24 protein-coding genes and 1 riboswitch are annotated in these 24,706 nt (G+C 47.2%); of the genes, 4 read left to right on the top strand and 20 right to left on the bottom strand.

Annotation, left to right across the window (positions count from 1 at the left end; translation table 11 throughout):
• Positions 1 to 4 precede the first annotated feature (4 nt).
• The 5 genes from mutS to groES all read right to left on the bottom strand — a co-directional run bounded on the left by mutS (position 5) and on the right by groES (position 7,669).
• Positions 5 to 2,578 (bottom strand): DNA mismatch repair protein MutS, encoded by a 2,574-nt coding sequence (gene mutS, locus ACWP87_RS05170; RefSeq protein ID WP_015765033.1) that lies wholly within the window; start codon positions 2,576 to 2,578, stop codon positions 5 to 7.
• Positions 2,579 to 3,030: 452 nt separating this feature from the next.
• Positions 3,031 to 4,860: an APC family permease gene (locus ACWP87_RS05165; protein ID WP_005692494.1), complete on the bottom strand. Its 1,830-nt coding sequence runs from the start codon at positions 4,858 to 4,860 to the stop codon at positions 3,031 to 3,033.
• A 195-nt stretch (positions 4,861 to 5,055) separates the two neighbouring features.
• Positions 5,056 to 5,400, bottom strand: a complete 345-nt coding sequence (locus ACWP87_RS05160) for a DUF1827 family protein (protein WP_005684635.1) — start codon at positions 5,398 to 5,400, stop codon at positions 5,056 to 5,058.
• Positions 5,401 to 5,717: 317 nt separating this feature from the next.
• Positions 5,718 to 7,352: a chaperonin GroEL gene (groL, locus tag ACWP87_RS05155; protein ID WP_005687137.1), complete on the bottom strand. Its 1,635-nt coding sequence runs from the start codon at positions 7,350 to 7,352 to the stop codon at positions 5,718 to 5,720.
• A gap of 35 nt (positions 7,353 to 7,387) precedes the next feature.
• Positions 7,388 to 7,669 (bottom strand): co-chaperone GroES, encoded by a 282-nt coding sequence (gene groES, locus ACWP87_RS05150; RefSeq protein ID WP_003567052.1) that lies wholly within the window; start codon positions 7,667 to 7,669, stop codon positions 7,388 to 7,390.
• A 152-nt stretch (positions 7,670 to 7,821) separates the two neighbouring features.
• Here groES and ACWP87_RS05145 point away from each other — a divergent pair, with 152 nt between their 5' ends.
• Both ACWP87_RS05145 and ACWP87_RS05140 read left to right on the top strand, forming a co-directional pair.
• A complete protein-coding gene (locus ACWP87_RS05145) occupies positions 7,822 to 8,466 on the top strand; it encodes a CPBP family intramembrane glutamic endopeptidase (RefSeq protein WP_005687126.1) in 645 nt (214 codons plus the stop codon).
• 78 nt (positions 8,467 to 8,544) lie between these two features.
• The gene (locus ACWP87_RS05140) at positions 8,545 to 9,603 is read left to right on the top strand and encodes an LCP family protein (protein WP_014569996.1); all 1,059 of its coding nucleotides are present in this window, start codon (positions 8,545 to 8,547) and stop codon (positions 9,601 to 9,603) included.
• A 150-nt stretch (positions 9,604 to 9,753) separates the two neighbouring features.
• On the opposite strand, the gene ACWP87_RS05135 is transcribed toward ACWP87_RS05140, so the two are convergent.
• The 4 genes from ACWP87_RS05135 to ACWP87_RS05120 all read right to left on the bottom strand — a co-directional run bounded on the left by ACWP87_RS05135 (position 9,754) and on the right by ACWP87_RS05120 (position 12,837).
• Positions 9,754 to 10,824, bottom strand: coding sequence for a hypothetical protein (locus ACWP87_RS05135; protein WP_014569997.1), 1,071 nt, complete (start codon positions 10,822 to 10,824; stop codon positions 9,754 to 9,756).
• The gene (locus tag ACWP87_RS05130; protein WP_014569998.1) at positions 10,824 to 11,711 is read right to left on the bottom strand and encodes an ATP-binding cassette domain-containing protein; all 888 of its coding nucleotides are present in this window, start codon (positions 11,709 to 11,711) and stop codon (positions 10,824 to 10,826) included. Before ACWP87_RS05130 ends, ACWP87_RS05135 begins: the two co-directional genes overlap by 1 nt.
• Positions 11,708 to 12,073 carry a GntR family transcriptional regulator gene (locus ACWP87_RS05125; RefSeq protein ID WP_005687119.1) on the bottom strand — a complete coding sequence of 122 codons (366 nt, stop codon included), beginning with the start codon at positions 12,071 to 12,073 and terminating at the stop codon, positions 11,708 to 11,710. Before ACWP87_RS05125 ends, ACWP87_RS05130 begins: the two co-directional genes overlap by 4 nt.
• Positions 12,074 to 12,183: 110 nt before the next feature.
• A complete protein-coding gene (locus ACWP87_RS05120; protein WP_005687118.1) occupies positions 12,184 to 12,837 on the bottom strand; it encodes a redox-sensing transcriptional repressor Rex in 654 nt (217 codons plus the stop codon).
• A gap of 218 nt (positions 12,838 to 13,055) precedes the next feature.
• On the opposite strand from ACWP87_RS05120, the gene ACWP87_RS05115 reads away from it, so the two are divergent.
• On the top strand, positions 13,056 to 15,008 hold the full coding sequence (locus tag ACWP87_RS05115) for an ABC-F family ATP-binding cassette domain-containing protein (RefSeq protein ID WP_014569999.1): 1,953 nt from the start codon (positions 13,056 to 13,058) through the stop codon (positions 15,006 to 15,008).
• Positions 15,009 to 15,133: 125 nt separating this feature from the next.
• Here the strand turns inward: ACWP87_RS05115 and ACWP87_RS05110 are convergent, their stop codons facing one another.
• The 6 genes from ACWP87_RS05110 to ACWP87_RS05085 form a co-directional block, all read right to left on the bottom strand.
• A complete protein-coding gene (locus tag ACWP87_RS05110; RefSeq protein ID WP_005698355.1) occupies positions 15,134 to 15,460 on the bottom strand; it encodes a PTS sugar transporter subunit IIB in 327 nt (108 codons plus the stop codon).
• A gap of 98 nt (positions 15,461 to 15,558) precedes the next feature.
• Positions 15,559 to 16,581, bottom strand: a complete 1,023-nt coding sequence (gene tsaD / locus ACWP87_RS05105; RefSeq protein ID WP_005687115.1) for a tRNA (adenosine(37)-N6)-threonylcarbamoyltransferase complex transferase subunit TsaD — start codon at positions 16,579 to 16,581, stop codon at positions 15,559 to 15,561.
• Between the two features lie 35 nt (positions 16,582 to 16,616).
• Entirely contained in the window at positions 16,617 to 17,150 is a 534-nt protein-coding gene (rimI, locus tag ACWP87_RS05100; RefSeq protein ID WP_014570000.1) for a ribosomal protein S18-alanine N-acetyltransferase, read from the bottom strand.
• Positions 17,134 to 17,856: a tRNA (adenosine(37)-N6)-threonylcarbamoyltransferase complex dimerization subunit type 1 TsaB gene (gene tsaB, locus ACWP87_RS05095; RefSeq protein WP_005715381.1), complete on the bottom strand. Its 723-nt coding sequence runs from the start codon at positions 17,854 to 17,856 to the stop codon at positions 17,134 to 17,136. The genes rimI and tsaB overlap by 17 nt, the downstream gene beginning before the upstream one ends.
• A 182-nt stretch (positions 17,857 to 18,038) precedes the next feature.
• Entirely contained in the window at positions 18,039 to 18,644 is a 606-nt protein-coding gene (locus ACWP87_RS05090; protein ID WP_029943834.1) for a hypothetical protein, read from the bottom strand.
• A gap of 557 nt (positions 18,645 to 19,201) precedes the next feature.
• Positions 19,202 to 19,720 (bottom strand): folate family ECF transporter S component, encoded by a 519-nt coding sequence (locus ACWP87_RS05085; RefSeq protein WP_005687111.1) that lies wholly within the window; start codon positions 19,718 to 19,720, stop codon positions 19,202 to 19,204.
• A gap of 37 nt (positions 19,721 to 19,757) precedes the next feature.
• Positions 19,758 to 19,852, bottom strand: a riboswitch (THF riboswitch).
• A 464-nt stretch (positions 19,853 to 20,316) separates the two neighbouring features.
• On the opposite strand from ACWP87_RS05085, the gene ACWP87_RS05080 reads away from it, so the two are divergent.
• Positions 20,317 to 21,291, top strand: a complete 975-nt coding sequence (locus ACWP87_RS05080; protein ID WP_015765036.1) for an asparaginase — start codon at positions 20,317 to 20,319, stop codon at positions 21,289 to 21,291.
• A gap of 88 nt (positions 21,292 to 21,379) precedes the next feature.
• Here ACWP87_RS05080 and ACWP87_RS05075 read toward each other — a convergent pair whose 3' ends face one another.
• The 5 genes from ACWP87_RS05075 to ACWP87_RS05055 form a co-directional block, all read right to left on the bottom strand.
• Positions 21,380 to 22,123, bottom strand: coding sequence for an acyl-[acyl-carrier-protein] thioesterase (locus ACWP87_RS05075; RefSeq protein WP_005687109.1), 744 nt, complete (start codon positions 22,121 to 22,123; stop codon positions 21,380 to 21,382).
• Positions 22,124 to 22,186: 63 nt separating this feature from the next.
• A complete protein-coding gene (gene rsmI, locus ACWP87_RS05070) occupies positions 22,187 to 23,044 on the bottom strand; it encodes a 16S rRNA (cytidine(1402)-2'-O)-methyltransferase (RefSeq protein WP_014570004.1) in 858 nt (285 codons plus the stop codon).
• Position 23,045: 1 nt separating this feature from the next.
• Complete coding sequence (locus tag ACWP87_RS05065; protein ID WP_005687107.1) at positions 23,046 to 23,384, bottom strand: DNA replication initiation control protein YabA; 339 nt, start codon at positions 23,382 to 23,384, stop codon at positions 23,046 to 23,048.
• 4 nt (positions 23,385 to 23,388) lie between these two features.
• On the bottom strand, positions 23,389 to 24,366 hold the full coding sequence (gene holB / locus ACWP87_RS05060) for a DNA polymerase III subunit delta' (protein ID WP_014570005.1): 978 nt from the start codon (positions 24,364 to 24,366) through the stop codon (positions 23,389 to 23,391).
• A complete protein-coding gene (locus ACWP87_RS05055; protein ID WP_005687105.1) occupies positions 24,366 to 24,695 on the bottom strand; it encodes a cyclic-di-AMP receptor in 330 nt (109 codons plus the stop codon). Before ACWP87_RS05055 ends, holB begins: the two co-directional genes overlap by 1 nt.
• Positions 24,696 to 24,706: the final 11 nt, after the last annotated feature.

Below are 24,706 nucleotides of genomic sequence, written 5' to 3'. Positions count from 1 at the left end.
AAAATCACTTCTTCTTTAAATGCTTTTGCAGGTCAAAAATTAAATTCATCGCATCCATCGGCGTTGCATCCATCAAATCGAACTTAGCAAGTTTGGCTAAAATCGGACTATTCTTGGGTGCAGGTTTAGGTTCCTCAAACAGTGATAACTGCTGATCCTCGACTTGGCTGGTAGCTGCCGGGACGGTTTTTTCCGGAGTTGCCGCTTCGAGTTGTTTCAAAATAGTATCCGCACGGCTCAATAAGTCAGCTGGCAAACCGGCTAATTTGGCAACGTGAATCCCGTAACTTTTATCAGCCGGACCCGGCATCATCTTATGCAGAAACACCAGATTGCCGTGTTCTTCAACTGCCCCGACATGGACATTTTTCAGCTTTGCCAATGAATCCGATAAACTGGTCAATTCGTGATAATGCGTTGAAAAAAGTGTCTTGGCATGGACATGATCGTGCAAATATTCGATAATCGCCTGAGCCAATGCCATCCCATCATACGTTGCCGTGCCGCGACCGATTTCGTCAAACAGGATTAAACTCGATGCGGTTGCATGACTCAAAGCCGCATTTGCTTCCAACATCTCGACCATAAAGGTACTTTCGCCATTTGCTAAGTCATCGGCAGCGCCAATGCGGGTGAAGATTTGATCAAAAATCGGCAAATCCGCCGTGTCAGCCGGGACAAACGATCCTGCTTGAGCCATGATGACAATCAATGCCAGCTGCCGCATATAGGTGCTTTTCCCGGACATGTTTGGACCCGTGATCAGCAGCATATCCGTATCCCGGTCCATGATGACATCGTTAGGAATATAACTGTCCTGCCCCAAAACATGTTCAACCACCGGATGCCGGCCGCCTTTGACGTTAATGTCATGGGTCCCGGCATGCATCGTTGGCCGAACATAATGGTTATTCTCGGCAACGGTCGCAAAACTTTGCAGCACATCTAACGCCGAAATTTGAGCGGCTAAATGCTGCAGCCGTTTAATCTGAGCCTTGACTTTTTCCCGAATATCCTGGAAAAGGTCATACTCAAGCGCGGTTGAACTTTCCTGCGCCTCTAAAATCAGCGTTTCTTTTTCTTTAAGTTCCGGCGTAATAAAGCGTTCGGCGTTAGTCAGCGTTTGTTTGCGTTCATAGCGACCTTCTGGCACCTTATCCAGGTTTGACTTGGTCACTTCAATAAAGTAGCCGAAAACCTTATTGTAACGGATTCTAAGATTGTGAATGCCCGTCGCTTTCCGCTCTGAAGCTTCAAGTTCTGCTATCCACTGCTTTGAATTCTTCATGGCATCGCGGTAAGCATCTAGCTTTTCATTGTAACCGCGCAGAATTAAGCCGCCATCCGTCACGGAAATCGGTGGCTCCGGCTCGATTGACCGCCGAATGAGTCCGGCCACGTCACTAACCGGGTCTATCTTACCGCGAAGTTCTTTAAAACTGCCATCGTCAAGCTTGCTCAAAACATCCTGAATCGCCGGGACTTGATCCAGCGAGGTTTGCAACTGAATCAAATCGCGCCCGTTAACGGTTCCAAAGGCCACCCGTCCTGCTAACCGCTCAAGATCATACACCTTTGTCAACCGCTCTTGCAGCTCACTCCGCTCAAAAAAGTGTTCCAGCAAATCCTGCACCTGATTTTGGCGCACACTGATGGCATCAATGTCCAACAATGGCCGCTCCAGCCACTGCTTCAATAAGCGCCCGCCCATTGCGGTTTTGGTCGCATCCAATAATGACAACAGCGTATCACCTTTGCGTCCGGTACGACTATTTTGTAGGATATCAAGATTGCTGCGTGCATCCTGATCCATTTCCAAATACGCGGACGGTTGATAGGCGACTGCTTTTTGAATATGTGCCAGACTGCGCTTTTGGGTGTTCAACAAATACGCCATCAACATCTGCACCACCGCGGCTTCGGCAGGATCAGTTAAATCTTGGGAAACATAACTGCCTTCACTGGTCGGCTTCGTGTCTTGCTGCACTGATAGCAGCCGCTCCCCTTTTTTTAGCATCGCGGCATCTTCGTCGTTCAGGTCTTCTGGCACCACAATCTCTTTGGTGGCCAACGCACTTAATTCATTTTGTAAGGCGAACTTGCTTTTCAGGTCCGTGACTTTCAGTTCGCCAGTGGACACATCCCCGTAAGCAAACGCATACCCGGCTGCGTGCGGCAAAACTGCTGTGATATAGTTATTGGTCTTCGCCGCACCGGCCTTAATATCGATATTCGTGCCAGGCGTGATTAATTGAATGACCGCACGCTTAACCATACCAACCGCTTTTTTAGGATCTTCCATCTGTTCACAGATTGCTACCTTATAGCCATGATCGATCAAAATATCGACATAGCTTTGCACGGCGTGATGCGGCACCCCTGCCATTGGAATCGGATCATCCGCGCTTTTATTCCGCGCCGTCAAGGTCAGCTCAAGTAACTGCGCCCCCTTGATCGCATCATCATTAAACAGCTCATAGAAATCACCAATCCGATAAAATAAAAATGCATCCGGATACTGCGCCTTAATCGCATTATATTGTTGCATCATCGGCGTATCGCTGGTTTTTTGCGGCACAAAATTCACCCTTTATCCTTTGACTTTCTCTGACGTTCTATTATTCATATTTTACCAGTTCCGTCAATCCCACAGTTTAAAAAGTAAGTGTCAACTTCTTCTCGGTTCTAATCTAATTAAGTGATTTCCGAGACTCCGAGCTGGCTCCGCGGTGGTGAAGGCTGGCGACCGCGCAGCTAGAGTGGTGGGCACGACTTTGAACCCGCAAAGTGCTGTATTAAAGCTCGGCCTTGGTCTAAAGCGGAGAAAGGCACTCCGCTTAAGACCAATTTCACAGCTGAGCCCATCGCCGCTCCGCCAGCTCTTGCTTTCTATGTCAATATTCATCACAACGCTGCTGGAATCGTCTAAACTGAGAAGCACCTTTATTTGCCATACACGTACTCCAAGAGAAACGCTAATGCCTAAAATCCGGCCAGATTCAACCAATCCAGCCGGCAGCTTACCGAAACTTATTTCTTCAAATGATAACTGTACGTCGCAATAATCACATTTTCCCGGCTAGCAAAAGCAGCCCGTAAGCGGAAATTGGTTTGGTTGTGGAGAATGTTCTGCCACTTTTTGCGCGGGACGAACTGTGGAATGAGCACCGTGGTCGTGAAATTACGCTTAGCTGCATTGCGGGCTACGATGTCCACAAACCGAATCGTAGGCGCTTCAATCGAGCGATATGACGAATGGATGTCTACAAAGCGAACATCCGGAAAGTCTGCCCGAAACTCGCTTTGGGTCTCCTTTTCCTTGTTAGGATTCTCATCCATCGACACATGCATCGCAATGACATAATCGCCAATCGACTGGGCATAATTCAACGCTGCTCGGGTAACCCGCGTCACATTGCCGACAAGGACGATAACGGTGCTACCGTCATAGTCATGCTCTTCAACATCGGCCGGCAACCGTAACTGCGCCGCCACTTTGTCGTAGTGATCCCGAATCTTGTAGAACAAGAAGATGGCAAGCGGCATGACGATGAAGAACGGCCAAATATCAAACAAGCGATAAGCAAAGAGAATGACTAAAATGGCAAAGGAAATTAAGGCTCCGGAGAAGTTGGCGACTGTTTTGCCTATCCAGCCTTTACCACGATTGCGGAACCAGTGAATGATCATGCCGGTTTGCGACAGCGTAAACGGAATGAACACCCCGACAGCATACAACGGAATTAATCGCTCCGTGGACCCCTGGAAAATCGTGATCAATGCCGCTGACCCCAGCGCCAGTGTCAGGATCCCATTGGAATAACCCAAGCGATCCCCACGATCCAGGTACATATGCGGCATGAACTTATCTTTGGCTAAATTAAAGGCCAGCACTGGAAACGCAGAAAAGCCCGTATTCGCAGCGACCGCCAAAATCAGCGCCGTTGCAAACTGAACGACATAGTACATGATTCCAGTACCGCCAAATGTTTCTTTGGCCACCTGCGACAATACCGTCACTTTTGCCATTGGCACCAAACCATACCAGTAGTTTAAAAATGTGATCCCGGCAAAGAAGAAGCCCAAAATAGCCGCCATAATGGCCAATGTTTTCGCCGCATTTTTTTCTTTTGGCAACTTAAAGAATGGCACCGCATTGCTGATCGCTTCAACCCCGGTCAGTGAACTGGAACCACTGGAAAAGGCGCGGAAGATTAACGCCATGGAAACGCCGGGAATTGCGGCACCGACCATCGATGTTGCCTTATAAGGAATGGCCCCGGTCACAACTTGGTACAACCCCCAGATAATCATCGCGGTCATAACCAAAACGAAGAGATACACCGGAATCATCAGGAAATTAGCGGATTCACTCATTCCGCGAAGATTCATGCCCATTAAAATAAAGATAATGACAAGCGAGATGGCAACTTGATGGCCATAAAGCGCTGGGATCGCACTGGTAATCGCCTCAGCCCCCGCCGAAACGGAAACCGAAACCGTCAGCATGTAATCAATCAGAAGTGAAGCGCCCGCCGTCAAACCGGCATTCTTGCCCAGATTTTCGCTCGCAACGACATAAGCTCCGCCGCCACTTGGATAAGCGTGGATAATTTGCCGGTAAGAAAGTGTCAGCGAGATCAGGAGAATCAACACAAACGCCGCAATTGGCAACGAATACCAGATTGCTGCAGCTGACAAGGTTGTCAAAACCAAGACAATCTGCTCAGTACCATATGCCACACTTGACAAAGCATCTGACGACAGCATCGCCAACGCTTTGAAGATGTTTAGCTGTTGTCCGCCTTCTTCGGAAGATTTCAATGGCCGTCCAATAAACAGCCGCTTCAAATGCATCATTTTAAACTCCTATTAACCTTAATTGAAATTTTAAAAAGTAAACATGCACCAGTCTACGCTAAAAATTGCCCAGCGCCTACCCTCTTCCATCTTAACCTATATTGATTGGCAACAACACCGCCATTTTACGAACTCGCACAAACCAAAAGAAAAGCGATCACTCTTTCGTCTGACCGAAAAAGTAACCGCTGGCAATTAAGCCTTCTCGACTATCACAACATCATGAACCTTTAGCTTGCGATGGACTTCATGTTCAATCTCGCTTTTGGCAGCATGATCGATTTTCAATTCATCTTTTGGCGTATCCGGCAATAACTTTTCCAAGACAAAATCAATCTCGGTATCTTTGATTGTCCGTTTATCATGCGTCAGCACAATGTCAATTTGGTCAAAGCCTTCGACATAATAAACATGTACTGAACCAAGTGTGTAAAGCTCAAAGTATTTAACCGGTTTGCGACTATAGAGATAACGCATGGTATTCGGTAGCATTTTATGCAGGCTGGCGTTAAGTCGAATCGGATTTTGAACTAGTTTCATATCAACCGCTCCCTTTGCTAATGTGAGCGCGAGAAATTCATTATACGGACCCCACGCATTGCTTGACTGTCGCTATCCTGGCAACTTTAAAATGATAACCAAGATGACTTATTTATTTTATTTTACCAAGGAAAGCCGGTCAATGCCTATTATTGCGCTTAATGCCTCTCAGTTGCCATCTTTATTTGTTAATCATGGTCATCTTGTTTCACGCCTCAATGACCGTCAGAATTACCCGAATCTGTTCCTTATGTACAACAAAACACCAGCCCGGTTGGGGACTGGTGTTTTTTGCAGCCTTAAACGCCGAGGCGAAATTACATCATACCGCCCATGCCAGCTGCTGGGTTTGCGCCGGCAGCGGCAGCGTTGTTATCTTTTGGTTCAGGCTTGTCAGCCACAACTGCTTCTGTTGTCAGCAACAGTGCTGCAACTGAGGCAGCGTTTTGCAATGCGGAGCGGGTAACCTTGGTTGGGTCGATAATACCTGACTTAGCCATGTCTTCCCATTCGCCGGTTGCAGCGTTATAGCCGATGCCTTGCTTTTCTTTCTTCAACTTTTCAACAATGACAGAGCCTTCTTTGCCGGCGTTTTCGGCAATCTGACGAACTGGTTCTTCCAGTGCACGTTGAACAATGTTGATCCCGGTCTGAACATCGCCGTCTTCTTTCAAAGCAGCAACAGCAGGCAATACGTCTACCAAGGCAGTACCACCACCAGCAACATAGCCTTCTTCAACCGCAGCACGGGTCGCGTTCAAAGCGTCTTCGATCCGATACTTACGTTCTTTCAGCTCGGTTTCCGTTGCGGCACCAACCTTGACAACAGCAACGCCGCCAGCTAACTTAGCTAAGCGTTCTTGCAGTTTTTCACGGTCGAAGTCGCTGGTCGTATCGGCAATCTGCTTCTTGATGATGTTAACCCGTTCAGCAATGGCATCCTTGGAACCAGCGCCATCAACAATGGTGGTGTCATCCTTGGTAACCGTAACCTTGCCTGCACGGCCTAATTGTTCAATCTTGGTATCCTTCAGATCCAAGCCAAGATCGGAGCTGATAACAGTACCACCTGTCAAGGTCGCAATATCTTCAAGTTGAGCCTTGCGCCGATCGCCAAAGCCAGGTGCTTTAACGGCAACAACATTGAAGGTGCCACGAATCTTGTTCAGAACCAAGGTCGGCAGTGCTTCACCGGCAACATCGTCAGCAATGATCAACAGTGCCTTACCTTGTTGCACGATTTCTTGCAAGAGTGGCAGAATATCTTGAATATTGGAGATCTTCTTGTCGGTAATCAGGATATATGGATCATCCAGATCAGCTTCCATCTTGTCGTTGTCAGTAACCATGTACTGGCTCAGATAGCCGCGATCAAATTGCATCCCTTCAACAACAGAGAGTTCAGTATCAATCCCTTTGCTTTCTTCAATGGTAATCACACCATCATGGCCAACTTTTTCCATCGCGTCAGCAATCAGGTTGCCGACTTCTTCATTAGAAGAGGAAACGGAAGCAACTTGGGCAATTTCCTTCTTGCCGTTAACCTTGTGGCTGATCTTGTGCAATTCGTCAACTGCAGCCTTGGTTGCCTTTTCGATCCCGGTCCGAATGCCGACTGGGTTAGCACCGGCAGTGACGTTCTTCATACCTTCACGAATAATGCTTTGTGCCAAAACCGTTGCGGTGGTCGTACCATCACCGGCAATATCATTAGTCTTGGAAGCAACTTCTGCGACTAACTTGGCTCCCATATTTTCATAGTGATCTTCCAAGTCAATTGACTTTGCGATCGTGACACCATCATTGGTAATTTCCGGTGCACCATAGCTCTTGTCCAAAACAACATTGCGGCCTTTTGGTCCTAACGTTGTCTTAACTGTGTTTGCTAACTGATCCACGCCACGCAGCATTGCGGCACGTGCATCCTCAGAGAATTTAATTTCTTTTGCCATTGTTTTTATTCACCTCAAAATTGATCGATTATTTTTTACGCAATTGCCATAATGTCTTTTTCGTGCAGTACGAGGTAGTCTTGACCTTCATACTTCACTTCAGAGCCGGCGTATTTGTCGTATAATACAGTATCGCCAACTTTAACGGCCATTGGCAGACGCTTGCCTTCCGGTGTCAAAGCGCCTTCACCTACAGCAACAACTTTGCCGGTTTGCGGTTTCTGTTTTGCATTGTTGGCTAAAACGATGCCGCCAACGGTTTGTTCCTCTTCTTCAACGACCTCGACAATCACGCGATCTCCTAATGGTTTTAACAAGGCAATCCCTCCACATTACATTTTTTGATTTAGCACTCGTTGTGTCTAAGTGCTAACTACAAAAGTAACTATAACGAGTTTTGCGGGTGAATGCAACCCCCAAACTCCGGAATGTTATACTAATTTCAGACATTTTTTAAAAGGAGTCGTTTATGTCACTTCAAAAACATGCTTTTTCTATTATTGGCGCCTACTTGGTTGCCTTCATCGCTAACCTCCTTATTTTTCAGGTATTGCCAGTTGGGCGCCTTAGCCTTGGTATTGTTACCTTAATCAGTATGGTCGCACTCATTATCGCGATTTTGAGCGAGCGTAACTTAGTGATTGCCAACGCGATTGAAGCACCTGGCGTTCTTGCCCCGCAGCAACGCGTCTTCTGGGGCGTGATGGGCATTGCCGGTGTTTTGGCAGCGCAACTGGTTGGTTCGTGGCTTGAAACCATTTTATTCAAAATGCCGCAAACCAGCAGTCAAATTCATCAACAGCTTTCCAGTATGACGACTAATCCTTGGTACTTTTTGACCATTGGCTTAGCATTGCCGATCTTGGAAGAGTTGGCTTTTCGTAAAGTTCTGTTCGGCAATCTCGTCAATGTCACCGGTATCTTTGGCGGCGCGCTCATCGCCAGCCTCCTATTTGCCGTGACCCAACCCGGTGGCCACTGGCTTAGTGCAACTCTGGTCGGGTTGGTACTTGCTTACGATTATCGCCACACCGGCGCCATCAGCACGCCGATCATCGCCCATGTCGGTGCCTTATGGATGGTTTGGCTTTATTACATTGCCCATGCCCTATAAACGTAACCGAATATTAATCGCACCCATCACCACAATCTCCTATAATGGAAAATAATGCTTTTACGAAGGAGTTAAATTATGGAGACCCGCTCAAATCACCGTCAGCGTCAAAAACCCCGCCGATTTCACTGGGGAAGACTCATCGGTTTAATCCTTGTCGTCGGCCTGTTTACAGTCGGAGCTTATGCGTTGCGCTTATACAGTCAGGCAAAATATGCGATTGACAATACATACCATGCCACCAAACACGTCAGCACGGATATTGCCCAAAAGAAACCATTTGCTGTTTTGCTACTGGGGGTTGACACGGGGGCAGACGGACGGATTGAAAAAGGTAACTCGGATACGATGATTGTTGCCGTCATTAATCCCAAGACTAAAAAAACCACCATGGTCAGCATTCCGCGGGATACCGCTGCTGAACTGATTGGTACCAAAGAATTCAATATGCAAAAAATCAATGCCGCTTATAACGTCGGCGGTTCGGACATGGCCATCAATACTGTCTCCAAGCTGGTCAATGTCCCGATTTCTTACTACTTAACCATTAACATGGGCGCACTTGAAAAGGTAGTCAATGCAGTCGGCGGGATTGACGTCAACGTCCCATTTTCATTCCAAGACCCGTATACCGGCAACCAGAAGTTCACTAAAGGCAACATGCACCTAAACGGCAACATGGCCCTCGCCTATTCCCGAATGCGTCATTCAGACCCAGAAGGCGATTACGGGCGCCAAAAACGCCAGCAACAAGTGATCAAAGCTATTTTGAAAAAAGCCATATCAGTGGGATCACTCGGTAATTTCACCAAACTTATGGACACGGTTTCCAAGAACATCGCCACTAATATGAGTTTCGCAGATATGCAAAGTATCTTCTTGAATTATCGCGATGCCGCCAAGACCATCTCAACCGATCATTTGCAGGGCGTCAATGCCTGGGTCGGGGACGGCGCCTATCAGATTGCCTCCGATGTGGAAATGCAGCGAGTCTCAAATAAACTCCGCACAGCTCTCGGCTTACAAACCGAAACGATTAGCAATGAAGAAACCAAACAAAACGCGAAGAACTCGCAATTTGACTTTGAAGCCACAACGGATCAAAACTACATTATTTATACCCCTTATGATCGTTAATGGCCGTTAACTGTCTGGCCGAACAATCATCAAAATCAATCAGAACCCACAAAAAAGTCGGCTCCGGCGCTGCATTTTCATGCGTGCTGGAGCCGACTTTTTTACGCCATAAAGGCATGTTTGCATAAACTTCATGACTTAAAGCCAGTTTCAAACTGTTTTGGTTTTCAACGATGTTTGCGATCCTACATGTTCTCGCCGCTGCCACCATACGCCTAACCCAATCACCATGCCAATTGAGACAACATATGATATTAAGCGATTTTGTAAGATCCAATCATCAAACGTATACGGAATCACCACGAGTGCATATGCGAGAATTAACCATCGCAGCTTCGGCAACAATAGGACATCGCCTGAATGTTCTAAGGAAATCCGATCAAACAACCACCTTATCAGGAAATAACCGCCGACACTCGCCAGTATCGCCCCGATAAATAGTAACCAAAAAAGTTGGTTGCCACTGGGAATCAGCGTATGCCAAAAGCTCTTTTTGACTGGGCCGTAAAATCTAATCGAATTTATAAACCGTTCTATTGCGCTCATGCCAAACCACGTACCAAACAAGCCAAAAACGCCCATCCAAAATAGCGAGGCAAAGATCGTGCCAACCCCAATGCCGACTGTAAACATAAAACTGTTGACGGCGAGATTGATTAATAATGCACCCACAATATTAGCCCCGCTTAGACCAACATACATCGCAGGTACGGCGGCATAAAAACCTAAAAGCGTGATCCCAATACCGATTGTTGTTGCCCCTAATAAATACGCAAGACCATAGCCATAGCGAACTGAAAACAGTTGTCGGCGCCGAAACCGGCTCGTAAACAGTGCCGCATTGAGACCACTGGCTTGATCAACGCCGGCCATCGCTATTCCGACAAGCAAAGGAATAGCATACGAAACAATTGTCATGACCAGTCCCGTGAAGGATGGTGCATACAATTTCTGCTTGTCTTGCGGAGCGATTAAATACTTTTGTTGTTCTTGATATTGGCTATAAGACATGTTGGCAAACGTGTCATCATGATGCTTTGCTGCCTGCCTTTTAGTAGCGGTAAATTCGCTAGGACTCAGCATGTACTCCTGACGATTCTGGTAGCCTTGTATCGTTCCGCCAAGATTGAGAAATGCCAGTAAAATAACAAACACAAACACAACGCGCAACAGAACTTTGTGCCGTGATTGAACCAGCTTCAGTAACTGATGGTCATACATTATTTCACCCCCGAATGATGTGGTCGAAATTCAACTTTGAACAAATCTGACAACGACAGCGGCAAACTTTCATTCAGTACCGGTTGCTCCGCTGCCAATGCTGCTTGAATCTCCTGATTGAAGTCCGGGAAAACCGCCTCAATCACCCGCCCGCGAATATTCAGGATTCGGCCATACTGCTTGACTACTGCCGGAATTTTATTGGTTTTAAACACCAACTGTAACTTCACCGCTTGCTGCCGAACATCTTCAAGGGTCAAATCGCGACTGATGCGTCCCCCTTTAACAAACAAAACCCGATCGGATAAGCCGTCCAACTCAATCAGATTATGCGAGGCAATCAGAAACGTACGCTGGCCATCCGCAACCGCATCCACAACCAGATTGACGATTTTTTCCCGAATCAAAACATCCAAGCCATCGAATGGTTCATCCAAGAAAACATAAGGTGCCTGACTCGCTAAGGCCAACGCGACCATGACCAGTGCCTGATAACCTTTAGATAGGCTCTGGAAACGGGCGGCCCCATTTAGCCCAAACTTTTCAATCAAGTGCAGAAACGCGGCTTGGTCAAAGTCGGTATACAGCAATGCGTAGTTGGCGGCAATTTTAACCAGTGAATATTTGCGGAAAAACAAATGCTGCTGGTCCAAATAAAAAATGGCTTCTCGCTGGGCCGGTTCGGTTGCCAAATCATGATCGTCAACCTTCACCGTTCCGCCATCCGCAATATACTGATGGGTGATGGTGCGAAAAATGGTGGTTTTGCCAATACCGTTGGGACCGACTAGACCGACGACCTGACCGCGATCTAACGAAAATGTAACGGCTTCTAGCACCGGTTGCTGATCAATCTTTTTTTGCAAATTCGTGATGGTGAGACTCATGCAGGTTCCTCCTTTTCATTTAGCCAGGTATGCAGCGTGGCAAGACTGATACCGAGACTCTGCGCCTCAACCACCAACGCATCAAATTTAGGGCGAAAGGTTGCCACTGCTGCTGCGTTGGCATGTTTCAACGGTTCGGCAATAAACGAGCCACGTCCCGGTTCAACAAAGATAACCCCGTCAGCTTCAAGCTGCTTGTACGCCTTCGCGACCGTATTAGGATTTAGCTGTTCCTGCTTCGCCATTTCCCGTACGGACGGTAATTTGTCACCTGGCTGCATGATGCCTTGAACGACTCTGGCTTTAATTTGGAGCACCAGTCGTTCATAGTAAGCCAAGTGAGCATAAGACTCAGTCGCCATGACCGCGCCTCCCTTCGTATTATGTGTACTATTATACGCAGTACACTGAAAAGTGCAACATAAAAACGCCGCTTGCCTGCTAAAGGTAAACGACGCCATTACGGTCTTATTCAGGCTTCTGGTTCGTTGAGCGTTGGCCCATAATGTTCCAGGAAGTAAATCAATGTTTGCAGCTCGGTGGCTAAATCCACATTCTGCACGCGAACATAACTCGGTACCGAAATCCGAATCGGGGTAAAATTCATGATCCCTTTGATACCTGCTTTAACCAAATCATCGGTAATGTGCTGAGCAGCATCAATTGGCACCGTCAAGATCACAATTTCAATTTGCTGATCTTTAATCTGTTTAATCATTTCATCCATCGGGTAAATCGGAACACCGCTTTGAATCGTTCCAGCGAGCTTAGGATTAATGTCAAAACCGGCGCTGATTCGGATGTTGTTTGCCTGTCGAAAATTATAATTCAACAACGCATGCCCCAGGTTGCCGACCCCGACTAAACCGACATTGGTAAGTCGATCCTGATTCAGAATCTTTTTGAAGAAATTGAGCAAATCCTTCACATCATAACCATAACCGCGTTTGCCGAGTGCACCGAAATAGGAAAAATCACGTCGAATCGTCGCCGAGTCAACCTTTACCGCGTCCGACAGTTCAGTTGAACTGATCTTGGTTGTCCCGGAATTAGCCAAGAAATTCAAGTATCGGTAGTACACGGGTAGGCGTTTCGCCGTTGCTTTGGGGATGATCGTTTCCGCCATGTAAGCAAGCCTCCTGTAGAAGTATTCCCATGCAGAACATGTGAACTGTCCAACATAGTATCTTCTGCTTATATTAGCTGGTTTATGGCCTGAACGCAAGCGGATACATCTTCACAAGCAGATTTTGCCAGCTAAATGTATCAGCGGGGAATGCGCGCCCATGAACGAAACTATGTTATATTAGGTCTTAACGATTAATTGTGAAAGAAGGTATTCCTGTGATCATTTTGCAGGCACAACAAGTTGGCCGCAGCTTCAACGGCAATGAATTATTTGCCAACGTGAACCTGGAGATCCAAGACGGCGCCCGCATCGGCCTTGTTGGTCCCAATGGCATTGGCAAAACAACGCTGCTGGAAATCCTGACCGGCATTGCTCCCCCGGACGCCGGTCAGGTCACCACCATGAAGAATCTATCAATTGGGTATTTAGCTCAAAACTCCGGGCTTGATTCCGACAAAACGATTTTCAAAGAAATGCTGACCGTCTTTGCTCCGCTTCAAGCGATGGCGCGTCAAATCCATGATTTAGAGGCCAAACTTGGCGATCCTAAGCTGATTGCCGATCAAGCTGCTTTTGCGGCCACTATGAAACAATACGATCAACTGCAGCATGACTTTAATGAACAAAACGGTTATGGCTACGAGGCCGAAATCCGTTCGGTTCTACACGGCTTTCAGTTTGGTGAAGACACCTATGATAAACCCGTGGGGACCTTGTCCGGTGGTGAACGCTCACGGCTAGCATTGGCCAAACTGCTGCTGGAAAAACATGACTTGATTATCCTTGATGAGCCCACGAATCATCTCGACATCGAAACGCTGAGCTGGCTTGAAGGTTATCTCAAAACATACCCCGGTGCGATCTTAACGGTCAGTCATGATCAATATTTTCTTGACCACGTTGTCACGGAAATCTATGAACTGGATCATCACCACGCAACCCATTATAAAACCAATTACAGCGGCTATCTCAAGCAAAAAGCCGAGCGCCAGGCCCAAGCGTGGAAAGCCTATAACAAGCAACAAGAAGAAATCGCCAAACTACAGGATTTTGTCGATAAAAACATTGTCCGCGCCAGCACCACCAAACAGGCACAGGCACGCCGAAAACAATTGGAAAAAATGGACGTGCTGGAAAAACCGACCGGCGATGATAAAACCGTCCATTTTAATTTCACGCCTAATCGACCAAGCGGTAATGAGGTCCTCAAGGTTAATCAGGCAACAGTCGGTTATGAAGCCGATCAGCCAATGGCAGGTCCCATCGATTTTCAGGTTAACAAATACGATCGCATCGCCATTATCGGTCCGAATGGGGTCGGCAAATCAACTTTACTTAAGAGCATCTTGGGAAAAATACCGTTCTTAGCCGGCACTGCCAAGTTTGGCGCCAATGTCGATGTTGGTTATTACGATCAGGAAATTCAACAACTCAATCCCAAAAATACCGTCATTGACGAGATCTGGGATGATCATCCGATGATGCCGGAAAAGGATGTACGCGCTGTCCTTGCTGCCTTCTTATTCGGTGCCGATGATATTCAAAAACCAGTGAGCGCGTTATCCGGCGGGCAAAAAGCGCGGCTGGAATTAACCAAGTTAGCGCTGAAACACGATAATTTTCTCGTTCTGGATGAACCGACGAACCACTTGGATATTAACAGCAAAGAAGTGCTTGAGCAGGCATTAAAAGACTTCAACGGTACGGTCTTGTTTGTTTCCCATGACCGTTACTTCATCAATGAACTAGCAACCAACGTTATCGCCATCGCCCCTACCGGCAGTACCACGTATCTTGGCAACTGGGACTACTACCAGGAAAAGCTGGCCGAAACCAAAGCTCAGGCCGAAGCAGCAGCGGCTGAGTCCCCAATGACCAAATCGGAAACGACTGGTGCCACTTCTTATCAGCAGTCCAAAGAAGATGCTCGAGCAGCACGCAAATTGCAGCGTGAAGTCGCGGATCTGGAAACCAAATTGCAAACATTGGAACAACAAGCAACCGCCATTCAAAAGCAAATGACCGCGCCAGATGTTTTAACCGATTATGTTAAAATGCAAAAATTGCAAACCAAACTTGATGCGGTTCAACAGGAAACCAAAACGACCGAGGATGCATGGGAAGAAAAAAGCATTCAACTTGAAACGATGCAAAATGAGTCTAACTAACCCTTTTCGTTTTGATAAAAGTTTGCCGTTGACTGTCAGATGAAAAGAATATAAAAGAACTGGTTCCAACAACAAATTCTGCTGTTAGAACCAGTTCTTTTTTTGCACGCTAATTGGTGGGATGTTTAAACCTTTTGATCAAGTAGTCCCAATGCCTGGCGTAAAACTTTTTCGCCATCCATCATCCCATAGGCTTTCATGTCGATTACCGCCATTGGAATCTTTTTCTCGTCAGCCTTGGCTTTAAACTGGCTTTCCATAAACCGGACTTGCGGGCCGAGCATGAGGACCGAAACTGGCTCTGAGGCGAGCTTGTTGTCCGCATCGGCAGCTGCAGTTGCAAAAACATCGACGTCAATACCATCTGCCGCCGCCGCTTTTTTCATTCGTTGTACCAGCATCGAGGTTGACATACCAGCGGAGCAAACTAACATGATCGTTTTTTGAGCCATGGGAATCATCCTTTCGTTAACAACCTTATCAATAAGTTAAGTCTAACCAAAACAGTTAGACAACGTCAATAAAATTGCTGTCGCGGGTGACGATTACTTTACGCGTGGGCAAAACTCAGGCCGGGATCGGCATTTAAATCTTCAGAAGCGAGATGCCGTTTTGCCAGTTCAATATGAGCTGCAGCCCCAATCATGGCACCATTGTCACCGGTCAGGCGCAATGGCGGCACAATGACATCGACATCGGGAAAATGAACGGCCAAGGTCTCATTCATCGCTTCTTTCAGCCCTTGATTAGCGGCAACGCCCCCGGCAATCACGAGCTGTTTAACCGGATATTCGGTTAGCGCTTTTTGGGTTTTGTGAACCAACACGTCCACCACTGCCGCTTGAAAACTCGCAGCCAGATCTTCACGGCTGAGTGTTTCCCCAATTTGATCGGCATGATGTACCGTATTAATGACAGCTGACTTCAAACCGCTGAAACTAAAATCGAGATTGTCTTCTTTATCCATGGCTCGCGGAAAATGAAAGGTATCATGACCAAGATGGGCCAATCGATCGACTTCTTTTCCGGCTGGGTAAGGGATACCCAATATCCGGCCGACTTTGTCATACGCTTCACCGGCAGCATCATCACGGGTATCACCGATGATTTCAAATTCACCGGCAGCGCGCATATAGACCAGTTCCGTGTGCCCGCCGGAAACCGCTAATGCCAACAATGGATAGACCAATGGCTTAACAAATCTAGCTGCATAAATATGGCCTGCCATATGATTGACCGGAATAAGCGGTAAGTGATGGGCATATGCAATGGTTTTGGCAGCCGTTACCCCGATCAACAAGGCACCTACCAGTCCCGGTCCATACGTTACGGCAACTGCGGTCAGGTCAGTATAAGTCACACCTGCTTCTTTTAATGCCGCATCGGTCACCAACGTAATCTGTTCCACATGGTGACGACTGGCAACTTCCGGTACAACGCCGCCAAACCGCTGATGACTCTTGATTTGCGTGGCGATAATGTTCGATAGGATTTTGGTCCCATTTTCGACAACGGCCACGCTGGTTTCATCGCAGCTGCTTTCGAATGCTAAAATTAATTCTCTTGCTGCCACATTATTCTCCCCTACAATCACGATGATCGCCGAAATTACGGCAATTCCCGATACATATCCAGCGCATCATCATGGTTGCTGACATAATAACCTTTTTTAATTCTTCCATCTTGAAAACCTAACGAGCGGTATAACCGTTTGGCAATCTCGTTATTGGTTCTAACCTCGAGTGTGATCTTTTGACTGCCGTAATCAATTGCACGGCCAATCATAAATTGCATTAAAAAGCGACCCAGCCCCATATGCTGGTAAGCTGGATCAACAGCAATATTCGTCACGTGCGCCTCGTTCATGGTAAACCATGTACCAATTAACGCCACCATCTGACCGGCATCTTCAACGGCGAGGTACAACGAATGCCGTACCTTGCGCAGTTCAGAGAAGAAAGCATAACGATCCCACGGCGTATCATGATAAATTCGACGCTCGATGGCCAGTGCTGCGTCAACGTCCGCTTCCGTCATTCGGCGCAACAGATATTCTTTATTGCGAACATTGATCGTCCGCGGTTTAAATTGCAATTCATCAGGCGTCGTGCGTTCAAACCACGACCTAAACTTTCTCAACATAAACATCATGTCCTTTGCCGGGATGCGCCTTAAGCCAGTTGTTTTCGGCTTCTGTTAAGCGTAAATAGCGCGGTACAAAGTCATAAACCGAAACCGGTGGCAAGTCTTTGCCAAGCTGTCCTAGTCGCAATGCTTGGGGCAAATTCAGCCAATCCGGGGCAAAATGTGCCAATCCGCCAAGTGCCTCAATAATCTGGCTCCGAAACATGGCAGCATCTACGCCAACAAAAATGACTGGCTGGTGCAAGGTCGATAACTCCGTGAGCAGCAGCGTCAATGGAACATGTCGATCCGTCACCACATTCAGCAGTTTACCTTTGTCCCACTGATAAACCCCCGTGAACACATTATTCCGGCGCGCATTCATAATCGGCACAATCATCGCTTTAGTGGCACTGATGTTTGACGCTAAAACGGCCAAGCTGGAAACACCAACCAACGCAATGTTTAGCGTATACGCCAGTGTTTTGCCAGTAGTGACCGCAATTCGAATACCGGTATAGGATCCCGGACCATCAGCAACGATAATTTTATCTAAATCTTCAGGTTGTAAGCCACTTGCAGCAACCAATTCGTCAATGGTCGGCAGCAATTGTTCGCTGTGCGTTCGCTTGTGATTAATCGTTGTTTGCGCCAATAATCGATCATTATCCAACACTGCAACCGACATCGCCTCATTTGAGGTATCAAGTGCTAATAATCGCATATTTAAACCTCCCTCCGGCGATACAATCATGGCAATAGTTTATCACAAATAGCCTCGAAGCGTGAGCATGTATATGCAGAGCTTAGAATATAGGTGTGTACTTATACTGCTATGATTGAGCAACCAATTGACAGCAAAACCATCACTTTTTGAAAGAGTAGCAGGGTTAGATTAAATCAACATTAAATCCACGCTTGACCAGGATCAGGCAAAGCACCGTTTAAAGCCGCCAGCAAAAGAAGCACGCTGCCGACAATAAGCAGCACCTGTAACAAGATCTTAAGCCACAGACGTTGATGAATCACACCTTCTGGAGTCCAATACAAGTCGGTTGCACTTTGAATCCCAGTAGCTTCATTCTCCGCTAACAAGCGATCGTGTAACCATTTTGCCAACCAAATCCAGGCCAAGCCGGCAACTATAACACTGATCATCACGACCCACAAAGCAAGATCACGCGTTGTCAAATAATTCGTAGCCATCACATAAAGACGGCTAATAAACGGCAAATGGCGCAACTCGGTATAAAATTGATTTCCAAGTGCCACGGCAAACGCCAGCCCGCTGATCCAACTACCAATCAACCCAACTCGACGAACCAGACGCGCACTCGCATCTTCACGATACAAGTTACGAATATAAGTCTTCCGCCCGCTACGCACCTGATTCGGATACATCATTTTATGCGTTGTCAATTGCATCGCCATAATCTGCCGTTCCAACTGCAAGGCCCATAAACCGACTCCAGCCAAAGCCAGTGCAGTCAAACCTATCAACAAAAGATACATAACCGGCACCCTTTCTGTATGGTGAGCGCGAGCCGGCGCGTTTAGAAACCGGAGTGTAAGTGGCCTCAGGCGTGATGGCCCGCTCTTGGCCATTGCGACTGAGGTCCTTACACGCAGGTTTCTGCGCCGGGGAGCGCGTTATGGTGAGCTGAGCGCGAGCCAGCGCGTTTAGAAGTCGGAGTGTAAGTGGCCTTGCGCGTGATGGCCGGGCTTTGGCCATTGCGACCAAGGTCCTTACACGCAGACTTCTGCGCTGGCGAACGCGTTATAGTGAGCTGAGCGTGAGCAGGAGCGCTTAGCAATCGGAGTGTAAGCGGCCTTGCGCGTGATGGCCGGGCTTTGGCCATTGCGACCAAGGTCCTTACACGCAACCTTCTGCGCCGAGTAAATCCTCCGCCTAAACCTTTGATTGTCTATTCTAACAATTAACGGCCCCACTGACCAGTCAACCGCTCAGCCACCTGCTTAACATCAAAAAAGCACTGACCCTCTGCCATCAAATCATGGCCAGAAAATCAGTGCTGTTTTTAGCCGGTTTCAACAATCAACAATGTCAATTAAAGATGTGGTCGAATCCGTTCAACACTTTTTAGCGTTGCGTAGGACAGCGCCGTTTGAATTGGCAACATGACCACGTTTTTAATCGTGCGCGGCCAGATAATACCTTGCCATGGCGTGCCCATCATGTTTAGCCACAGTGTCGTCAAAATAATATTACTAATCAACAACACTAAGCCAACCCCAAGCAATGTCCGAATAACCGAAACCTTCTTACCGTGGAAGAACATCCCGTAAATCATGGCTGCAATCGCTGCACTAAGCGTAAACCCAGGAAAGTTAGCGCCAGGATTAAAGATCATGATCGACAGCTGATCATTCAATGCTGCTGCGGCTGCTGCCATCCATGGTCCGAAATAATACCCCATCAAAATAGTGGCAAAAAAAGCAGGACTAATCTTCAACCACGGGGTGCCAAAAGAAAAACGGCTCAAAACAATCTGCATAGCCATCATCATGGCGAGATACACAATGTTTCGAGTGGAAAGCTTGGGACTACTAAACGATAAAACTTGCATTAGCTGCAATCTCCTTTTTTGCGGAGACGCCTAAACATCAGGCGAATGCGGAACCTGCACCGCGACATCTGTCTTCGTCTGCCGTTCACATTCCGTTCCGGCAGCACTTAACGCACAGGTTCCTACTCCTAGATTTTTGTAACGAGTCTTATCGTACACCGAAAATTATCTAAAGGGAACCCCTTAAATGTTCGCATTGCCGTTCAAAAAAGCCGTGGTGAAATTTATCTCACAACTTTCACGGTATTTTCTAGCGTGATACCAACGATGCTGCCAGACTCTTTTGCTAAAATATTGACTCGTAATCACATCTTTCTGGTTGCTCTCATTCCCTCATGTAGGGATTCCCTTAACACTTCACTATCGAAGTGTTTTTTTAATCTTTTATTTTATTAATCACTTTTCAAACACCCTTGGCATCGCTCATCATCAGCTGCGCCACAGTATTTACAGCCAAACGGGAAAAAGTCCAGACTTATTTAGCAGCATTTCAAAACCGCTTACCAGTGGTTTTGACACGTGACCATCTTAACAGTCACGCCTGGGAAAAAAGCCGTATAATGAATCTCGATAACGTGTGAAAGGAAGATCCAATCGTGACCAAACACATTCTTGTTTTACATACTGGGGGCACCATCTCTATGACCGAAACTCGAGATGGCGATATTATGCCAAGTCAGCATAACCCTTTGCTTGGTGCCGACAGCTTTGTTCCTGCCGGTGTTGAACTGACAAATGAAGAGATTTTTAACTTGCCTTCACCGCATATGACGCCTGAACGGATGCTGACCTTGGTTAAGCGTATCCGCCGCGCCGAAAAGGAAGGGGCAGATGGTGTGGTTGTCACACACGGTACGGACACACTGGAAGAAACAGCCTATTTCCTTGATCTCACCCTTGATTCGGCAATGCCCGTTGTTGTGACGGGTGCCATGCGCTCGAGTAACGAAATTGGCAGTGATGGCCTGGAGAATCTCCAGAGTGCGATTAAAACAGCTGCCAGCGATGAATCACGGAACAAAGGAACTTTAGTGGTCATGAACGATGAGATCCACACCGCGCGTTTCGTGACCAAAACCCACACTACCAACGTCGCCACCTTCCGCACCCCGACATTTGGACCAGTGGGATTGGTGACTAAAGATGGTGTGCGCTTCTTCCAGGAATTAATCAATCAAGAAGTCTGTGCGATAGATCATCTTGTTGATCGGGTTTTCTTAATCAAGGCCTATGCCGGAATGGACGGCACTTTATTTGACGCCTTACCGGATAATATCAACGGTCTTGCCATCGAAGCGCTTGGTGCCGGTAATCTTCCTCCCACAACGCTGCCAGCCATTCAGCGGCTGCTAGACCGCCACGTTCCGATTGTGCTAGTTTCCCGTTGTTTCAATGGCGTCGCTCAAGCCGTTTACAATTACGAAGGCGGCGGGGTTCAGCTTAAAAAAATGGGGATTATCTTCTGCCAAGGTCTCAATGGACAAAAGGCACGCATTAAGCTGCAAGTGGGCCTAAGCGACGGCAAACGCGGGCAGGCATTGGCTGACTTTGTGGATAATGTTGTGAGTTAAGTTTGGGTAATTAAAAAAGCAGTTCTAAGTGATGAAAATTGCTTAGAACTGCTTTTTATTTTCAAACAAAAACTTTTCCCTACGATGTTTAAGCACTGAAGTCATCCCAGATCATCTGTGCCTCGGCATTCACCTGGTCATTGGTTACAACCCGATGCAAGGTGCGCGTCGGGTCATCAGGGTCACGTTGAAATTGCGCGGTCGGCGTGGTGCCATATGCGACTTCACGTTCATATCGAATATCTGCGCCCCGTAAAGTATGCGTGCTCAAGAAGTCATACCCCAGGCTGTTTTCCATCCATTCCAGATAATGAGCGTTATTCACATGACCATTGCTATCAATGTCAAAATAACGAACATGAAAAGCTTCTTCACCATCCGGATCGGTCACCTTTTTAAACCGTGGAAATCGATTAATTTTTCGGTTTGAAACCGCCCCGACACGTTCAACCAGTTCAGGGATCACATCAACGATTTTACGGGTGCGCAAATCCATAATCACCCAATTGCTGCTCACTGAAACCAACCGATTGCCTTGCGCATCATCGATCCAGTAATCGCGGTAAGTAAAATACTTATTGTAGGTGGTGGCTTCCGTTCCGACGCGTAACCGTTCTTCAATCTTTGGCATGCGGTGGATATCCATGTGATACTGGGTGATCACCCACCCGGCATGAAACTCACTGATCGCATCAATACCGGCATGCAACTGTTCCAATTGGCGTTCCGACACTTCCAACATGACATTCATCATATTGGCCAATCCAGCGCGGCCAAATCGATCTCCTAGAAAACCCGGAATTCGATAATCTTCTTCATAAACTGCTCCCATGAAAACCCCTTCTCTTTCAAGCTCGGTTTTGTCTCAGTCCTCAGATTCTAAAAATACATTCGTTTACTTATCCAATTCATGATAAGCATCATAAACCACTTGCTTAGCCACGCCATTTTGCTTGGCAACCAACTTGATTGCAGCATTGGGCTTGGCACCGGTTGCCACAATCGCTGCCACCTGTGCTCTAAGCGGCAATTGACTGTTGACAGCCGGTTTGTCCGTCGCGCCGGCTACCATGATGACAAATTCGCCTTTTAATTCGTTAGCAGCATAGGTTTGTAATTCCGTTAACGATCCACGGATAAAGGTTTCAAACTTTTTAGTCAACTCCCGCGCCAAAACCGCCTGCCGATCGCCAAACACCGCTACCATCGCCGCAAGCGTTTTGCCCACTCGATGGGGACTTTCATAGAATAGCAAGGTCGCCGGTTCGTTTGATAGCTTTTCTAACACGCGCTGCTTTTCTCCCGTTTTGCGCGGTAAAAAGCCGTAAAATAAAAACGGCTGCGGTGGCAACCCTGACGCAATCAATGCGGTAGTGGCCGCATTAGCACCCGGCAGTGGAACAACCGGTATGCCGGCTTCAATCGCCGCGTGTACCAATTCTTTACCGGGGTCCGAAATAGACGGCATACCGGCATCACTCACTTGGGCAATAGTAACACCGTTTTGCAGTTTTGCGAGCAGTTCGGGAATGCGCATTTGGGTATTATGCTCATGGAATGAAATCGTTTTGGTAGCAATTTCAAAATGGTTCAACAACATCTGGGTATGCCGGGTATCTTCAGCCGCAATAAGATCAACTGTTTTCAAAAGCTCAACTGCGCGAATCGTCATGTCAGCTAAATTGCCAATCGGCGTCGGGACTAAATATAACGTACCGGTTGTATGGGTACCAAAGCTTCGTTGCTGCTCCAAATCAATTCTCCCCATAAATAATATCAAGACAAAACGCACATGGCTCGTCATTGACCCGGCGCTGGCCATAAAACATTGGGCAAACATGGAAGCCTTCATTATAGAGGCTTTCTAGGTTTTGCTTTGATTTTGATAATTCAACGCCGCCGTCACTGGTTTTGTTGTCGTCTTTTTCCAGTTCAGCCAAGTGTTGACGCAGATGCTTATTCTCGATTTCAAGTTCCGCATTGCGTTCAAGCGTCTCCGCCATATCATCTTTCATCGCCGCAATTTCCTTGAGCATCTGCTGGGCGTGTTTCTCAAGGACTAGGAAACCATCGTACAGTTCTTTCTTTTCCACAAGATCACCCTTCTAAGAGTTTAAGCATTAACTGTTCTGTTGCCGATTGAAACGTCACATTCTGCGTTAACCGCACCTGAGCTGTCAAAATAGCTTGCAAGGAAGCAGTTAACTGGCGGCTTGATAACTTAGCCAAAATGCCAATTGCAGGAATGTCCAGCTGCTGCAGGGCATTCACTTGAAAATGGCGATTTAAGGCATCCGCGTAAGCCAGCCCGATCAATGCCAAGACTTGTCGCTGTGCCTCGGCATCCTTGGCAACCGGCAGTAACTGGGTTTGCACGCGCACGAAACTTTCCGGATCATGATCAGCTAATCGGTCTAATAACTGAAAAACCCGATTAACCCGATCCTGAAAATCATCTGACGCCAATAGTTCCTGTGCTTCACTGACATTACCGGTTAAGCGCCCTGCCACTCGCGCCAGCTGCGAATTGGCTCCGCCTTCTTCCAGCTTGGTAATCACAGCGTTACGATCCGGACTCTGAAAAGTAATCACCTGTGCCCGCGATAAAATTGTCGGCAATAACTGATTCTTAGCCGTCGCCGTTAAAATCACCGTCATCCCCGGAACCGGTTCTTCAAAAAATTTTAGCAGTGAATTGGCCGCTCCTGCCGTCATTTTATCAGCATCTTCCACAATAAACACGCGCTGATTGCCTTCAACCCCGGTTTTGCTCATTTCCTGTTTCAAGTTGCGAATGTCATCCACCTTGATACTTTGCGTACTGGTTTTGAGCATCATCACATCCGGATGATTATGGTTTAAGATGCGCTCGCACTCAGGACACTCGCCACAAGGAGCACCGTCTTGGACATGCTGGCAAAATAGGCGCAGCGCAATCCACTCAGCCAGCGCTAACTTCCCTGCTCCTTTTGGCCCCACAAACAAATAGGACTGGGCCAATTGGTGCCGATCAATGACGCGGGCAAATTGGGCAACAAGCTTAGGCTGCAGCGTGTTAATCAGAAAATCAGCCATTAGAAGCGATGAAAGGCTTCAATCGGCAGCACGAAGACGGTAGCCCCACCGACTTGAACCTCAACCGGATACGCAATCGAACTATCTGATGTCGCATCAAGATTAACTGGCGGCGTCATAAATTGTTGCCGCGTCTGGGAAGTCTCTTTAATAATCTTAAGCACTTCATCAACCCGTTCGTCAGCGACACCGATAATAAAAGTGGTGTTGCCGGCTTTTAAAAATCCACCAGTCGTCGATAACTTGGTCGCTTGAATATTAGCATCAATAAATTGGCTGCTTAACAGGTTACTATCTTTGTCTTGAACAATTGCAAGAATCAGCTTCATAATATCCTCCC

This window comes from Lacticaseibacillus sp. 22, assembly GCF_055413445.1.
Note: the sequence above shows the minus strand (reverse complement) of the source record. Positions and strands in the feature narration are given on the sequence as shown.

Coding starts and splice junctions, on each gene's coding strand:
- ACWP87_RS05165 (WP_005692494.1), bottom strand. CDS start 4,860: ATGATGCATTTGAAGCGGCTGTTTATTGGACGGCCATTGAAATCTTCC.
- ACWP87_RS05160 (WP_005684635.1), bottom strand. CDS start 5,400: ATGAAACTAGTTCAAAATCCGATTCGACTTAACGCCAGCCTGCATAAA.
- groL (WP_005687137.1), bottom strand. CDS start 7,352: ATGGCAAAAGAAATTAAATTCTCTGAGGATGCACGTGCCGCAATGCTG.
- ACWP87_RS05145 (WP_005687126.1), top strand. CDS start 7,822: ATGTCACTTCAAAAACATGCTTTTTCTATTATTGGCGCCTACTTGGTT.
- ACWP87_RS05140 (WP_014569996.1), top strand. CDS start 8,545: ATGGAGACCCGCTCAAATCACCGTCAGCGTCAAAAACCCCGCCGATTT.
- ACWP87_RS05135 (WP_014569997.1), bottom strand. CDS start 10,824: ATGTATGACCATCAGTTACTGAAGCTGGTTCAATCACGGCACAAAGTT.
- ACWP87_RS05130 (WP_014569998.1), bottom strand. CDS start 11,711: ATGAGTCTCACCATCACGAATTTGCAAAAAAAGATTGATCAGCAACCG.
- ACWP87_RS05125 (WP_005687119.1), bottom strand. CDS start 12,073: ATGGCGACTGAGTCTTATGCTCACTTGGCTTACTATGAACGACTGGTG.
- ACWP87_RS05120 (WP_005687118.1), bottom strand. CDS start 12,837: ATGGCGGAAACGATCATCCCCAAAGCAACGGCGAAACGCCTACCCGTG.
- ACWP87_RS05110 (WP_005698355.1), bottom strand. CDS start 15,460: ATGGCTCAAAAAACGATCATGTTAGTTTGCTCCGCTGGTATGTCAACC.
- rimI (WP_014570000.1), bottom strand. CDS start 17,150: ATGTTGAGAAAGTTTAGGTCGTGGTTTGAACGCACGACGCCTGATGAA.
- tsaB (WP_005715381.1), bottom strand. CDS start 17,856: ATGCGATTATTAGCACTTGATACCTCAAATGAGGCGATGTCGGTTGCA.
- ACWP87_RS05090 (WP_029943834.1), bottom strand. CDS start 18,644: ATGTATCTTTTGTTGATAGGTTTGACTGCACTGGCTTTGGCTGGAGTC.
- ACWP87_RS05085 (WP_005687111.1), bottom strand. CDS start 19,720: ATGCAAGTTTTATCGTTTAGTAGTCCCAAGCTTTCCACTCGAAACATT.
- ACWP87_RS05075 (WP_005687109.1), bottom strand. CDS start 22,123: ATGGGAGCAGTTTATGAAGAAGATTATCGAATTCCGGGTTTTCTAGGA.
- holB (WP_014570005.1), bottom strand. CDS start 24,366: ATGGCTGATTTTCTGATTAACACGCTGCAGCCTAAGCTTGTTGCCCAA.
- ACWP87_RS05055 (WP_005687105.1), bottom strand. CDS start 24,695: ATGAAGCTGATTCTTGCAATTGTTCAAGACAAAGATAGTAACCTGTTA.